This window comes from Vitreoscilla sp. C1, assembly GCF_002951955.2.
Lineage (GTDB): Bacteria > Pseudomonadota > Gammaproteobacteria > Burkholderiales > Neisseriaceae > Vitreoscilla > Vitreoscilla stercoraria.
Map to the genome: position 1 here is coordinate 574403 of NZ_CP019644.2, position 15193 is coordinate 589595.

Annotated in this window: 14 protein-coding genes; 5 read left to right on the plus strand and 9 right to left on the minus strand. The window is 45.6% G+C overall.

What is annotated here, in order from left to right:
* Positions 1-5 precede the first annotated feature (5 nt).
* A complete protein-coding gene (locus tag ADP71_RS02875) occupies positions 6-1940 on the minus strand; it encodes an ATP-binding cassette domain-containing protein (RefSeq protein WP_019957454.1) in 1935 nt (644 codons plus the stop codon).
* 75 nt (positions 1941-2015) lie between these two features.
* The gene (locus tag ADP71_RS02880; protein ID WP_019957455.1) at positions 2016-2879 is read right to left on the minus strand and encodes a metal ABC transporter solute-binding protein, Zn/Mn family; all 864 of its coding nucleotides are present in this window, start codon (positions 2877-2879) and stop codon (positions 2016-2018) included.
* Positions 2880-3047: 168 nt separating this feature from the next.
* Between ADP71_RS02880 and ADP71_RS02885 the strand changes: the two genes are divergently transcribed.
* A complete protein-coding gene (locus ADP71_RS02885) occupies positions 3048-3848 on the plus strand; it encodes a DUF4198 domain-containing protein (RefSeq protein WP_019957456.1) in 801 nt (266 codons plus the stop codon).
* An 86-nt stretch (positions 3849-3934) separates the two neighbouring features.
* Positions 3935-4432 carry a thiol peroxidase gene (gene tpx, locus ADP71_RS02890; protein ID WP_019957457.1) on the plus strand — a complete coding sequence of 166 codons (498 nt, stop codon included), beginning with the start codon at positions 3935-3937 and terminating at the stop codon, positions 4430-4432.
* 63 nt (positions 4433-4495) lie between these two features.
* On the opposite strand, the gene tsaD is transcribed toward tpx, so the two are convergent.
* Entirely contained in the window at positions 4496-5503 is a 1008-nt protein-coding gene (gene tsaD / locus ADP71_RS02895; RefSeq protein WP_019957458.1) for a tRNA (adenosine(37)-N6)-threonylcarbamoyltransferase complex transferase subunit TsaD, read from the minus strand.
* A gap of 461 nt (positions 5504-5964) precedes the next feature.
* Between tsaD and ADP71_RS02900 the strand changes: the two genes are divergently transcribed.
* The gene (locus tag ADP71_RS02900; protein ID WP_019957459.1) at positions 5965-7143 is read left to right on the plus strand and encodes a polyamine ABC transporter substrate-binding protein; all 1179 of its coding nucleotides are present in this window, start codon (positions 5965-5967) and stop codon (positions 7141-7143) included.
* Positions 7144-7200: 57 nt separating this feature from the next.
* On the opposite strand, the gene ADP71_RS02905 is transcribed toward ADP71_RS02900, so the two are convergent.
* The 4 genes from ADP71_RS02905 to ADP71_RS02920 form a co-directional block, all read right to left on the minus strand.
* On the minus strand, positions 7201-7419 hold the full coding sequence (locus tag ADP71_RS02905; protein ID WP_019957460.1) for a DUF1653 domain-containing protein: 219 nt from the start codon (positions 7417-7419) through the stop codon (positions 7201-7203).
* A gap of 97 nt (positions 7420-7516) precedes the next feature.
* Positions 7517-8242, minus strand: coding sequence for a hypothetical protein (locus tag ADP71_RS02910; protein WP_104931457.1), 726 nt, complete (start codon positions 8240-8242; stop codon positions 7517-7519).
* A gap of 159 nt (positions 8243-8401) precedes the next feature.
* On the minus strand, positions 8402-9340 hold the full coding sequence (locus tag ADP71_RS02915; RefSeq protein ID WP_104931458.1) for an AEC family transporter: 939 nt from the start codon (positions 9338-9340) through the stop codon (positions 8402-8404).
* A 62-nt stretch (positions 9341-9402) separates the two neighbouring features.
* A complete protein-coding gene (locus ADP71_RS02920) occupies positions 9403-10803 on the minus strand; it encodes an aminotransferase-like domain-containing protein (protein ID WP_171460877.1) in 1401 nt (466 codons plus the stop codon).
* A gap of 169 nt (positions 10804-10972) precedes the next feature.
* On the opposite strand from ADP71_RS02920, the gene ADP71_RS02925 reads away from it, so the two are divergent.
* Positions 10973-12301, plus strand: coding sequence for an aspartate aminotransferase family protein (locus tag ADP71_RS02925; RefSeq protein WP_104931461.1), 1329 nt, complete (start codon positions 10973-10975; stop codon positions 12299-12301).
* Positions 12302-12368: 67 nt separating this feature from the next.
* Positions 12369-12815: a GNAT family N-acetyltransferase gene (locus ADP71_RS02930; RefSeq protein ID WP_019957465.1), complete on the plus strand. Its 447-nt coding sequence runs from the start codon at positions 12369-12371 to the stop codon at positions 12813-12815.
* Positions 12816-12949: 134 nt separating this feature from the next.
* On the opposite strand, the gene ADP71_RS02935 is transcribed toward ADP71_RS02930, so the two are convergent.
* Both ADP71_RS02935 and ADP71_RS02940 read right to left on the minus strand, forming a co-directional pair.
* Complete coding sequence (locus ADP71_RS02935; protein WP_171460878.1) at positions 12950-14338, minus strand: coniferyl aldehyde dehydrogenase; 1389 nt, start codon at positions 14336-14338, stop codon at positions 12950-12952.
* A gap of 22 nt (positions 14339-14360) precedes the next feature.
* Positions 14361-15167 (minus strand): symmetrical bis(5'-nucleosyl)-tetraphosphatase, encoded by an 807-nt coding sequence (locus ADP71_RS02940; RefSeq protein ID WP_019957467.1) that lies wholly within the window; start codon positions 15165-15167, stop codon positions 14361-14363.
* Positions 15168-15193: the final 26 nt, after the last annotated feature.

The window sequence follows — 15193 nt, forward strand, 5'->3', positions numbered from 1 at the left end:
TTTGATTATTCACCGAATTGGGCTTGTATGTCGGCAGTCAATTGTTCTAATTCGTCTTGCCACATCAGCCAATCTTCTTCTATTTGTGCCAATTGTGCTTTGATTTCACCCAAGCGTGTGGCACTTTGCTGCATTTGGGCTTTGTTTTCGGGCGCATAAGCTTCTTCAGAAGACAAAAAGCTTTCTAAGCTTTGTTGTTCGTCTCCCAATTTTGCCATTGTCGTTTCGGCGGTGGCAATTTTTTTCTGCAAAGGCTTGGCTTGTTGTGATAATTGTTGGCGTATTTGCGCTTGCTGGCGTTTTTGGTCTTTGCGATTGCTGCTGCTCGAAGGCGTGGCATTGGCGTTGCCTGTGGATTGGTTGGCAGCTTGTTCTTGTTGCAAACGCCATTGGCGGTAATCGTTCAAATCGCCATCAAATTGGTGCAATTGATGGTCGTGAATGAACACAAAACCATCGGTCGTGGCTTCGAGCAAGCTTCTGTCGTGCGACACCACAATCAAAGCGCCCTGAAAGCTTTGTAAAGCCACTGTTAAAGCGTGGCGCATGTCCAAATCCAAATGGTTGGTCGGCTCGTCCAATAACAATAAATTCGGTTGTTGCCACACAATCATCGCCAAAGCCAAACGCGCTTTTTCACCGCCTGAAAACGGGGCAATCGCTTGCATCGCCATCTCGCCTTGAAATTGAAAACCGCCTAGAAAATTGCGAATTTCTTGTTCACGCACTTGCGGGCTCAATTGTTGAATGTGCCAAATCGGGCTTTGGTCGGAGCGCAGCGTTTCCAATTGGTGTTGGGCAAAATAGCCAATATTGAGTTTTTCAGCACGGATGATTTGACCTGCCAAAGCAGGAATTTCGCCTGAAATGGTTTTGATTAAAGTCGATTTACCGCTGCCATTGACGCCAAGCAAGCCAATGCGCGCGCCACTTTCTATCGAGAGCGACACTTTTTTCACAATGGTTTTGTCAGCATAACCCAAATCCACCTCGTCCAATTTCAACAAAGGATTGGGCAAATGTGCCGGTTCAATGAATTCAAAGGAAAATTCACTGTCCAGATGGGCAGGTGCAATGCGCTCCAAACGTGCCAAAGCTTTGATGCGGCTTTGCGCTTGTACGGCTTTGGTGGCTTTGGCTTTGAAGCGGTCGATGAACGATTGCAAATGGGCAATGTGCGCTTGTTGTTTCACATAGGCTGATTGTTGTTGTGCCAAACGCTGTGCGCGTTCTTGTTCGTAAAAATCGTAATTGCCGCCGTAAACCGTCAATTTTTGTTGGCTTAATTCCACGGTCGTGTTGGTCACAGCATTCAAAAAATCGCGGTCGTGCGAAATGATGATTTGAGTGCAATTTAAATTCGCCAAATGTTGCTCGAGCCACAACACCGTTTCTAAATCCAAGTGGTTGGTCGGCTCGTCAAGCAATAATAAATCCGCGCGACACATCAATGCTTGTGCCAAATTCAAACGCATGCGCCAGCCGCCCGAGAAAGTTTTAACGGCATTTTGTTGCTCTTCGGTGGAAAACCCCAAACCGTTGAGCAATTTTCCCGCACGAGCAGGCGCGCTGTAAGCATCAATTTCGTCCAATTGTGCCAACACATGCGCCATTTCTTCACCGTTATTGCTGTCTTCGGCTTGTTTCAAAGCGTCCTGTAAACGTTGCAATTGCGCATCGCCTTGCAAGACATAATCGATGGCTGAACAATCCAATGCAGGCGTGTTTTGTGCCACAGAAGCGAGCAGCCAATGCGCAGGCACAGAAGCATCGCCGCCATCGCTGTGCAATTCGCCTTTGAGCAAGGCGAACAAAGACGATTTGCCCGTTCCGTTTTTACCAATCAAGCCGATGCGTTGATTGGGATTGATGGTCAGATTGGCTTGGTCAAATAAGACTTTATTGCCGCGTTGTAAGGTCAGGTTTTGAATGTAAATCATGATGGCACACAGAACAAATGAGCCACCATTTTAACACCATCTGCCCATCATGATGTATGGATTACAGGACGCTTTTTAACGCATCGCGTTTGCCAGTGCTTGAATATTGTGGCGCATCAATCCCAAATAAGTATTGGCAGGCGCTTGCTGGCTCAAAGCATCGGCATACAATACGCCGCTTTGGCGTGTATGGGTTTCTTTGGCAATTTGCTGCACCAGTTTGGGATTGACCATATTTTCCACAAACACCGCCTTGATTTTGTCCCGTTTGATTTGTTGGATGAGTGCCGCCACGCTGGCTGCACTGGCGGCATCATGGGTAGAAATGCCTTGCGGTGCATAAAAATGAATGTGGTAGCGCTTGCCCAAATAAGCAAACGACTCATGTGCCGTCAAAGCTTTGCGTTGTGCCTGTGGAATGTTTTGAAACTGTTGCGCTGCCCAAGTGTGCAATTGCTGCAATTGGCTTTGGTATTGTTGCAAACGCTGTTGGTAATACGCTTTGCTTTGCGGGTCTATTTGTATCAATGCTTGGCTGATATTGCGGCTGTAAGTTTGCATCAAAATCGGGTCATGCCAAACGTGTGGGTCGAATGCACCGTGTTCGTGACTTGCATGGTGTTCGTGTTCTGCCATAGGCAATGCAGGTAAACCAGCAGCAGCGTGAACGATTTTTTTACCACTGTTTTGAGTAGCTCGGCGAATGTCTGCGCGCTCAAAACTCAAACCATTGAGCACAATCAATTGAGCGGCCTGAATCTTTTGCATGTCTTGCGCACGCAATTGATAAGTATGGGCATCGGTATTGGGACTTATCAGCGTGGTGACCTGAACCCGATTGCCACCTAATTGCTGCGTGATGTCTTGCAAAATACTGAAACTGGTCACAATCGCAATGGGTTTTTGAGCCCAAACCATCACAGGCATGAAAGCCAGCATAAGTATAAGAATCCAACGTTTAAAAATATTCATTTATAGGTCTTTCATTGCCAATTGAAATGGTCTTAATCATGGAGAGAATCGATAATCAGGCTTTACAATTGAAATGTTATAACATAACATAAATTAACAGCAAGCAAATTCGATTCAAAACATTGGGAGTCATGAATGAAGAAAACAGCAGTTTGGGTGGTATTGGGTTTGGTCGCAGCACAAGCGGCATCGGCACATGAAATGTGGGCAGCAGCCAAACACACACATGGCGGCGAAATGTTGCAAGCGGCGATTGGTTATGGACATTTTCCCAAGCAAGAGCCGATTGTGGCGGAGCGTTTGGCGATTTTCAAAGCCATGGAATTGGTTGGACGTGAAGGCAAACAAACGCTGAAGCAACAGGGTAAAAATTATCAATATGTCAGCAAAAAACCATTAAAAGAAGGCTCGTATTTGTTGTTGGCGACGTATCAGCCGACATTTTGGTCGGAAAACCAACAAGGTTGGAAGCAGCAATCTTTGTTGCAAATGAGAGATGCCCATTATTGTGAACAATCGGCGATGTATGGTAAGGCTGTTTTGAATATCGGTCATGGCGTGACCGACAATGCTGTTATCAGCCGTCCTGTAGGGCAAATGCTGGAGATTGTGCCTTTACTCAATCCTGCCAAAGTGCATGTGGGTGAAAAAATGCCGGTGCAAGTGTTGTTCAAAGGTGAGCCATTGGCGGGCGCGACTTTGGTGGCGACGTTCGATGGTTTTAGCCCAAGAGATTCTAACGATAAAAGCCATGCTTTGGGTGCACAAGCATTTTCGGATCAAACCGATGCTCAAGGCATCACACACATCATTCCTTTGCGTGAAGGGCATTGGAAGGCGAAAGTAGTGCACAAAGCCGATTATGCCAATTTAAGTGAATGTCAAAAATTGGCGGCTTATGCCACGTTGACTTTTGAAATTGGTTCTGCACACTGACAAGCATTCTTGTTGTAAGATGTGTCGATGACTGTTTGGCAAGCAGCAACAAACAGCTTTTTATCACCACACATGGGAGCAAATACATGGCAACAGTGAATTTACAAGGTAGCGCAGTACAATTGAACGGTGAGTTTGCACAAGTGGGTCAAGCGGCAACGGATTTTCAGCTGACCGCAGCGGATTTGAGCGATAAGGCTTTGGCAGATTTTGCAGGCAAACGCAAAATTTTGAACATTTTCCCAAGCGTGGACACGCCTGTGTGCGCCAATTCCGTTCGCAAATTCAATCAAGAAGCGAGTGCTTTGGACAATGCAGTGGTATTGTGTATTTCTGCTGATTTACCGTTTGCGCAAGCGCGTTTTTGTGGTGCTGAAGGTTTGGACAATGTGGTGAATTTGTCGACTTTCCGCAGCGCCTCGTTCCAAAGCGATTACGGTGTTGACTTGGCAGAAGGTCCTTTGAAAGGTTTGTGCGCTCGTGCGGTGGTGGTGTTGGATGAAAACAACCAAGTCATTCATGCGCAATTGGTGCCTGAAATCAAAGAAGAGCCAGATTACGCTGCGGCGTTGGCGGTGTTGTAATTGTATTGAATGGCTATAATATAAGCGTCCTGTAAACTTTTACAGGACGCTTTTGATGTGCGCTTAACGTGTGGCAATCAATGGCCAGCGCGGTTTGACATCAAAGCCGCCAACCGTTTGCGCTTTGTGCAAATTCATCGCCCCTGCAAACGCAATCATCGCGCCATTGTCGGTACACAAAGCCAAAGGCGGGAAAAACACCTTGGCAGGCAATTGTTTTAAATGTTCACGCAATTTCCAATTGGCACCGACGCCACCGGCAACGACCAAAGTATTGAAGCCTGTTTGTTTCAAAGCGTCTTGTACTTTGCGTGTTAATACATCGACCACAGCGTCCTGAAACGCCAAACAAATGTCTTTGCGGGTTTGTTCATCAATTTCGCCTTGTTCGGCTTTGATTTTGTTTACCGTGGTCAAAACAGATGTTTTCAAACCAGAAAAACTCATATTCAAATCGTGTGAATGCAACATCGGACGAGGAAATTCAAAGCGTCCTGTAACACCTTCTTTGGCCAATTGCGATAATTTGGCACCACCTGGGTATGGCAATCCGAGCAGTTTGGCGGTTTTGTCGAATGCTTCACCTGCAGCATCGTCAATGCTTTCGCCTAGCAATTGATATTGTCCGACATTGGTCACCGCCATGATTTGCGTGTGACCGCCTGAAACCAATAAAGCGACAAATGGAAATTCAGGTTTGTCATCGGCCAACATCGGTGACAATAAATGACCTTCCAAATGGTGTACCGCAATCACAGGTTTGTCATTGGCAAAAGCCAACGCATTGGCAAAACTGGTGCCTGTGAGCAAAGCGCCACCCAAGCCGGGACCTTGTGTGTAAGCGATGGCATCGATGTCGGCAATGTTGACATTTGCTTCTGCCAAACACGCTTGCGTCAATGGCACCAAACGGTGGATGTGGTCACGACTAGCCAATTCAGGCACCACGCCGCCGTATTCGGCATGCATCGCCATTTGCGTGTGCAATTGGTTGCCAATCAAGCCACGTTCGGTGTCATACAAAGCGACGCCAGTTTCATCACAAGAAGATTCAATTCCCAAAACCAACATGTTGCATATCCTATTTTTACAGACCGTTATTGTAGCCCAAATTGCCACAGCTTGCCCGCATGTGTGAGAGCTTATGGCAATGGTATTGATTGATGGATTTTGATGGTTTTTAAATCAGGGAAATGGGCGATGAGGATGAATGTGATGGTCGATGAAGTGTGGTGTTGTGGCTGATTGGAGGTGTGGCGTGTGTGGTTGAATATTTGAATAGAGTGGCTTAATCAGCTGATTGTATAAATTGTTGTTTGGATTGAACTGGCTATGGATTTTTTTGGAAGCGCGTCATGATAAAGCCACGGAGATGGTGAAAAACGCAGAAATGACTTGTCAGCTTAGAAAAAACGAAGTTTAATGGTCGGCAAGTTTACCGTCATAAATCAGTCAAACTTTATAGGCTTGACCCACGTCATTACATACATTCCAACGTGGGTGAAGGTCAGTCAACTTTATGGAATACAATTATGAAAAAAACACTTCTGGCATCTTCAATTGTGGTTATGTTTTTAGCGGCATGTGGTGGCGGTAATAGCAATGCAACACAAACGGCGCCATCTGAAACAAACAATGCTCCAGCGGCCAGTAGTGGTGCAGCAGCCGCACCTGTGGCAGCGGCAACAGGTGATTTGAAAATTTACAATTGGTCTGATTATGTTGACCCAGAAACCATCAAAGAATTTGAAGCTGCCAACAGCGTAAAAGTCACTTACGATGTGTATGACAGCAACGAAGCATTGGAAGCCAAAGTATTGACCGGCAAATCAGGTTACGATTTGGTGGCACCAAGCAATTCATTTGCAGGCCGCCAAATTAAAGCGGGCGCTTATTTGAAATTGGATAAGAGCCAAATCCCTAATTACAATAATATTGACCCATCTTTGTTGAAATTGTTGAATGAAGTCGATCCTGGCAATGAATATGCCGTGCCTTATTTCTGGGGCATCAATACTTTGGCGATTAACAAAGACAAAGTAGAAGCGGCTTTGGGCGGTCCATTGCCTGACAATCAATGGGATTTGTTGTTCAAGCCTGAATATTCGAGCAAATTGAAGTCTTGTGGCGTCAGCATTTTGGACAGCGCTGCTGAAGTATTCCCAATGGTTTTGAACTATATGGGTAAAGACCCACACAGTGACAAAGCGGAAGATTTGAAAGCCGCGCAAGAAGTGTTGATGAAGGCTCGTCCGAACATCCGCCGTTTCAGTTCGTCAGGCTATATTGATGACATGGCGCGTGGTGATTTGTGTGTGGTGTTGGGTTACGGTGGTGATTTGAACATCGCTGCACGCCGTGCCAAAGAAGTCGGCAGCAATGTGAACATTGATGTGTTGGTGCCTAAAGAAGGCTTTGGTGTGTGGATTGACTCTTGGATGATTCCAAAAGATGCGGCGAATGTGGCCAATGCTTACAAATACATCAATTCTACTTTGGATGCCAAAGTAGCGGCTAAAAATGGCAATTTTGTGACTTATGCGCCTGCGAGCAAAGGTGCGAAAGATTTGATGGAAAAAGAATATGCTGATAACCGTTCTATTTTCCCAACAGAACAAGATTTGCAAAATGGTTTTGTGATGATTCCAATGAATCCTGACAGTTTGAAATTGGCTGTGCGCTTGTGGCAAGACATCAAAAAAGGCAGCTAAAGTGATGGTTTTAAACAAAAGCCCGCGTGAATGCGGGCTTTTTTGTGTTTAAGGCATTTAAAAAGCGGTTTCTAAGGCAAAACGTGGAACGATTTGATGGTGGTGTTCAACCGATTCGGTAAACATCTTGAAAGGTCGCACCCACAAACCATAATCACCATACAAAGCACGGTATACCACGAGTATTTCTTCGGTTTCGCTGTGACGGGCACAATCTAAAACTTCGTACAATTGACCTTTGTAATGGCGGTAAATGCCTCGGGCAAGGATAGACATGAAAGCTTCTTTCTTAATAAATGCAAATGGTAGTAAATGATACAAGACAAGCGTCCTGTAACATTTGCAGGACGCTTGTTATTTGATGGAATGGGCATCAACGTTCGTTCATGCGCCGATTTTGAAATTCACGCGCTTGGCGATTTTGTTGGTATTGTATTTGACGATTTTGCTGCGTTTGGCGCATGATTTCTTGGCGTTGCGCCGCATTCAAATTAGGCCCCATTTTTTGTGGCGCAGGTCGATTTTGTTGGGCATTCGGACGCTGTTGGACGGTTGGTCGAGTGAGCTGTGGTCGATTTTGATTCACTTGTGGTCGTTGCTGATTGACCTGTGGTTGATTGGGTCTTACTTGTTGTGTATTGGGGCGACCATTGTTTGGGCGTACGTTGGGTCTGTTTTGATTTGGACGTTGTATGTGCGGTGGCGTTGGGCGATATTGGGGATCAAAAGACGAGGTTTGATTGTGTTTCCAATGATTCATTTGTGCCGCATTCAAATTGCGGTAACGCGCATTGGGATGGTACATCGAAGGGCGGTTAAAATCAGGGCGGTAATAACGGCGGTTATTATTGGTGTAATAATTCACTGGATAATAGCGGTCGTTCCAGTAATAAGCGTTGCCAATCAAAAAACCTGTGGTCAAGGCGGCAGCAGAATGGGTATAAACGGTTTGGGTGCTTACCGTATTGATAGGGTGTACTGTGGTGCCAGTGTAGTCGTAATCCACACCAGAATAATAAGGATCTATCACGCATGCGGTCGTGCTCAAAACTGCCATAGCAGCACAAATTTGCAGGCTTCGTTTGAACAAGAGATTCATATGGGTACTCCTAAAAAGATGCAGTCAAAAATTGCGAATGTACAAAGCTGCATCTGGGTGGTGACAGACAACAATATGATAACATTTGTTTTTTCTATTTTATCAAGGCAATGTTTGGTTTTACTTAGTTTTATGCTTATTCACATTGAGTAGGCAGCGTTAAGAAGGGTATAAAATCAAGACCACAGACAAGCTCACAAACATCATCAAAGTGGTCAATAGTAAAACCGCCGCGCTGCGTGGACCAATGCCATATTGCTGTCCAAACAAACTGAAAACCGTTGCCATTGAAATCGATGCAAGCAACACGCCTGCCATTTCCATTTCGGCGCTGACATTGGGTAAAAATTGAAACACCAACCAAACGGTCGCCGGCATCAACACCAATTTGATTGCGCTGATGAATAAAGCATGTTTGCCAGCGGCCTGTATGGATGTGCCTGCCAATGAACCACCAATGACCAATAATGCAATCGGTGAAGCGCACATGCTGATGAGGTTTAATACCCGTTCTATTGGGGCACCGACGCTGATTTTGAAGCCTGATAACAGCAAACCTATCACCAAACCAATGACTAATGGATTTTTGATGACGCTTTTGAAAGTTTGCAAAGCGATTTTGCTCATAGAAGCCGTGCTGTTTTGCTGTTTTCCCCATTCGGCTAAGGTCAAGACCAAAGGGATGATTAATAAGTTTTCAATCAGCAAATTCATGGAAAAATACACTGCCGCTTGCGGGCCAATGAGCATGCTTAAAACACCATAACCAATAAAGCCTGTATTGGACATAGACGCACCCATCGCCATAATCGCCGCTTGCGGCAAAGCTTCTTGTAAACGAATATGGTAGAGCCACAAAGCGGTGAATGCCGCCACCAAAGAGCCGATGCCATAAGCAATCAGATATTGGGTTTGCCAAATTTCGGCAAAATCTTTTTGCATCAACGCATTCACAATCAACAAAGGCAAAGCCACTTTCAAGACAAAAACACCCATGCCTTGAATGTGTTCACGTTTGAGCCATTCATAACGCACACAGACAAAACCCAAACCTATTAAGATTAAAATAGGTGCAATGATATTGAAAATTTGATTCATATTCGCATGTTATCAGAATAAAAACAGAGCGACATTATGCTCTTATAATTTAAAAACAACCACTAGGCTGACGGCAGTTTACAGGACACTTGTTGATTTAAATCTTTGGTGGCTTGCTCTAGCCATTGTGCAAATGCGTGCTCTTGGCAAAAAGCCACATTAAAACGAAACCACGGATGGCTTTGCCATTGGTCTATGGCAAACAACATGCCCGGTGCAAAGGTGAGATTGTCTTGGTAATGGTCTTGAGCAAATTGATAGGCATCGTCAATCAACGGGTGTTTGGCAAAAACGAACAAGCCGCTGCTGGCATGAGCAAATACTTCCCAACCCAAGCTTTCTAATAATTGTTGTATTTGGTGTTGTGCTTGGCTTAAACGGCTGCGCCACGAACTTAATTGTTTGTGACTGCGCAAGTCTTGCCACATCAACAAAGCCAAATGTTCGCTGATGACGGATGTTGTTAATCCCGCCAGCATTTTTTGTTGCATCAAAGCTTGGATGCGGCCTTCTGTGGCAAACACATAACCGACACGCAAAGCAGGTGACAAATGTTTGGTAAAACTGCCTATCAAAATGCTGTTTTGAATATTGTCCAATGCGCTCAAAGGTGGCGGTGGATTGTGGGCGAGCCAAAACGACACTTGGCTTTCAACCAACAAGCAATCGGCCTGCTTGAGCAATTGCAACACTTGATGCGCAGTGGCAAGACTGTATGACGCGCCTGTGGGATTTTGTAAAACGGGATTGGTAAACATCAATTTGGGCTGATATTGCTGTAATAATTGCGCCAATTGCACCACATCAGGACCATCTTCACGCCAAGGCACGCCCACAATGTTCAATTGTTTGCTGCGCAAACGTGTGAGCAAATTGGTATAGCCGGGGCTGTCGATAAAAACAGTGTCGCCTGCTTGGCAATATGTGGCGGTGATGATGTCTAAAGCTTGGCTAGCGCCTTGGGTTAACAACACTTGTTGGTCATCCAGCGGCAGATGGTGTGCTGCCCAGCGTTGGCTGAGCAATTGGCGCAATGGCAATAAGCCTTGCGGTTGACCGTATTGGTTTAACTGTAATGGTGAACGTGCCAATTTGCGCAAAGCAGCGCTGGCCAATTCTGGATCATACCAATCATCTGGCAGCCAACCGCAGCCCGCTTGCAACATGGCATCATCGCTTTGGTAAATGCCTTGCAATAACCATTCTGGATTCAATGGTTGGCGGGGTGTGCGAATGTGTAAAGGCGTGGTTTTGGCTTGGCTGACAAAAAATCCACGACCAGCTTCAGATTGAATACAGCCTTGTGTATTCAAGCGTGAATATGCTTCGGCAACGGTAAACGTGCTGACTTGATGCAATTTGGCTGCTTGGCGTATGGATGGCAATTTGCTGCCATGAGGCAATTGTCCTCGCTCAATTTGTGCACGTATGGTTCGAATCAATTCGTCTACTAAAGTGGTCATGGTTGGGCAGGATTCAGGTGAATGAAAATATCTTAACTGTATAGGAAAACAGACCTATACAGTAAGTCTAAAATTGTCAAAAGTGTCACTGTTTTTTTAGGCTGCAAATGCATAGAGTGAGCACTTCATTTGAATGTAATCCCCCACAAAGACAGAAAAGAGAAACGCCATGAATTTAGATGCAATGTGGATGCCTTTTAGTGCCAATGAGAGCTTTAAAGCCAATCCTCGCATTATCACTGCCGCGCAAGGCATGTACTTTACCGACAATACAGGCCGCCAAATTTTGGATGCCAGTGCCAGTTTATGGTGTGTCAATGCAGGTCATGGTAATGAGCGCATCATCAATGCGGTGACAGAACAAGCAAAAAAATTGGATTATGCACCATTTTTCAATATGTCTCATGACATTGGTTTTAAGGCCGCTGAGCGTTTGGTTGAGATGGCACCTAAAGGTTTTGATAAAGTCTTTTTCACCAATTCAGGTTCTGAGTCTGCAGACACGTCTTTGAAAATCGCCTTGGCTTACCATGCTGCGCGCGGTGAAACAGGTCGCATCAAATTCATCGGTCGTGAAAAAGGCTATCATGGTGTGAATTTCGGTGGTACTTCTGTTGGCGGTATTGGTTTTAACCGCAAAGCGTTCAACCATTTGTTGCCGTTTGTCGATCATTTGCGCCACACTTTGGACATTGAGCGCAATGGTTTTACCAAAGGTTTGCCTGCATATGGCGCGGAGTGGGCGGATGAATTGGAAAATCGTATTTTCACTTTGCACGATCCTAAAACCATCGCAGCCGTGATTATTGAGCCTATGGCAGGTTCTGCGGGCGTGATTTTGCCACCACAAGGTTATTTGCAACGCATTCGTGACATTTGTACCAAACATGGCATTTTGTTGATTTTTGATGAAGTGATTACGGGTTTTGGTCGCACAGGCGGCGATTGGGCGACCAACACGATGGGCGTGACACCTGATATTTTAAATTGTGCCAAAGGCATCACCAACGGTGTGGTGCCGATGGGTGCGGTGTTGGTGGGTAATGGCATTTACAATACGGTGGTGGATGCCGCGTCTGAGAAAACCATTGAGTTTGCACATGGCTATACTTATTCAGCGCATCCTTTGGCTTGTGCCGCAATGATTGCGACTTTAGACGTTTACCGCGATGAAGGTTTGTTTGAGCGCGCAGCGCAATTGTCACCTGTGTTTGAGCAAGCAGCGCACAGTTTACAAGGCACACCATTTGTCAAAGACATCCGCAATATCGGTTTGGTCGCTGGCGTGGAGTTGGAAACAAGCAGCGCAGGCTTGGGCAAACGTGCAGGCTTAGTACAACAAAAATGTTGGGAAGCGGGTGTGTTGATGCGCTTGACGGGCGAAACTTTGGCATTCTCTCCGCCATTGATTGTCAATGAAGCGGAAATTGAACGCATCTTCTCGACTTTAGGTCAGGCGATTACAGAAGTGGCCAATCAAGAAGCGGCTACGGTTTAAATTGTATTAAAATCAAGCGTCCTGTAACTTTACAGGACGCTTTTTTGTGGTTGGCAAAAGGGAAAATATGAACATTAGATTGGCACAACAGACCGATGTTGCTGCGATTGAAGCTTGTGCAATTGCTGCTTATTCGCCTTATATTGTAGCCATAGGGCGAAAACCTGCGCCCATGTTGGCAGATTTTGCGGCACAAATTGCGGCAAAATGTGTGTATGTGGCTGAGAATGAGGATGGGATTTTATGCGGTTATATTGTGTTTTTCCAACAAGATGAAGCGGTATTATTGGAAAGCGTGGCGGTTATCCAAGCTGCTCAAGGGCAAGGCGTGGGTAAGGCATTGGTGGCGTTTTGTGAACAAACGGCGCAATCTTGGGGCATCCACAAAGTGTGTTTGTACACCAATGAGAAAATGACGAACAATTCGGCGATGTATCCAAAAATCGGTTATGTGGAAGTGGATAGGCGCAGCGAAGAGGGTTTTAATCGGGTGTATTTTGAAAAAGTGTTATAAATGGGTGGTTGATGGTTTTGAAATTGTCTTGCAAATGGTTTTAGTGAGAGAAGATTGGGCGTGTTGTGATGGTTCAATTTGGTAACAATCAAGCGTCCTGTAAACCTTTACAGGACGCTTGATTGCTTATCGCTTTAAGGTTTTAAAATTTTCAACAAACTGCGAATCACGACACCATAAGGTGGCCCCATCAAACCCATGGTATTGAAGCGTTTTTGTACCAATACCGCTTTCAGATGTGACAAGCTGTCAAATCCTGTTTTGCCATGATACGCGCCCATGCCCGATGGACCAATGCCGCCAAAAGGCAAACCGTCTTGCGCCACATGCAGCAACACTTCATTGATACACATGCCGCCTGCCACAATTTCTTGCAAACAGCGTTCTTGTACGGCTGAGTCTTGGCTGAACACATAACAGGCCAAAGGGCGAGGGCGGGCGTTGATGTAATGAATGCTGTCGTCCAATGATGCGGTGGTGACAATCGGCAAAATGGGACCAAAAATCTCTTCTTGCATCAAAGCGCAATGATTGGGTGCATCGATGACCAAACTTGGTGCTATTAAGCCTTCTTTGGCAGGTGCCAATGCCATGATGCGCGCGCCTTGGATTTGGGCTTCATCCAAATAAGCTTGCAAGCGTTGGTTTTGTTGGGTGTTGATGATGTGCGTGAAGTCGGAATTTTGTTCCCATTTTGGATAGGTCTTCGCAAACCAAGCTTGTGCCGCTGCGACAAAATCATCGAGTAAAGTATGGTGGATGAGCAAATAGTCTGGCGCAATACAAGTTTGCCCTGCATTGACCATTTTCCCATACATAATGCGTGCAACAGCTTGCTGTAAATGGCGCACATCGTGAATCAGAACAGGTGATTTGCCGCCCAATTCTAAGGTTACAGGGGTTAAATTTGGCGCTGCTGCTTGCATCACATGTTTACCGATAGCCGTTGAGCCGGTGAACAGCAAATGGTCAAATGGCAAGGCGCAAAATGCCGCTGCGACCTCTGCGCCGCCTGTGACCATGTTCACTTCGTCGTCTTGAAAATACAAAGGTATGATGCGTGCCATCAATGCCGCAAAGACAGGTGCGTGTTCAGACAATTTAATCATCGCTCGATTGCCGGCGACCAAAGCATCGACCAAAGGACCGATGGTCAAAAACAAAGGATAATTCCACGGCACCACAATACCAATCACGCCTTTCGGCTGTGGCAAGACATGATTGGATGCAGGCAAAAACAACCACGAAGTTTTTACAGGCCGCTTGCGCATCCATTTTTTGCCATGTTTCAAAGCATGTTGGATGGCTTGTGTGCTTGGAATCAGTTCCAATACCGAGGTTTCAATTGGGTTGCGTTGCCCAAAATCTTCAGCAATGGCTGCTGTTATGGCGTGTTGCTGTTCTTTGAGCAATAACAATAATTGCTGCAAACGGTGTTGGCGCGTTGCCCAATCGACAATGATGTGGCGGCGACTGGCAGCATGGATTGCCGCAAACGATTCTTGTAAAGACTCAGCACTCATCAACACACTTTCTCAAATCAATTCAATGGGAGGCATCTACTTGGGTAATGCGTTGGTGGTCGGACAAATTGATGGCAGTCAAGGTGCGCCCCCAAATGGCACCCGTGTCCAAACCAATTACATGGTCATCTATATGCAAGCCCAAAGCTGACCAATGTCCAAATACAATGGTATGGTCGTTCCATGCTGGATTTTTGGCTTTGAACCAAGGCAATAAATTTTCAGGCATATCAGACACTTCACCTTTGAAATCCAAATCCAACTCGTGTTGTTGATTGATCACGCGCATCCGCGTCATCACATTCAAAGTAAAGCGCAAACGTTCTAATTCGGTCATTTCGCCATGGTCTTTAATCGGTTTGTTGCCATACATGTTTTGTAAAAACCAATCCAAACGCTCTGATGTGAGCACGTTTTGCACTTGTTCGGCATATTGCTTTGCCATATCAATGTCCCAGTGCGGCAGCAAGCCTGCATGCACCATCACATGTTGTTTGTGTTGGACCAGCAATGGTTGCGCACGCAGCCAATCGAGCAACACATCTTTGTCTGTGGCTTTTAAAATCGGGCTTAAAGTATCGCCTTTTTTGGCTTCAGCATGACCATGTGCCACCGCCAGCAAATGCAAATCATGATTGCCCAAAACGGTTTGCACACAATAATCATGTTCTTTGGCAAAGCGCAAAACTTCTAAAGATTTGGGACCGCGATTGACCAAATCGCCTGTCAACCATAAGGTGTCGCTGCCAAAATTGAAGGCAATTTTAGACAACAATTTCATCAATTGTGTGTAACAACCTTGTACATCGCCAATAGCATAATGGGCCATGTGGTACTCCTGTTTGTGAATGTCAT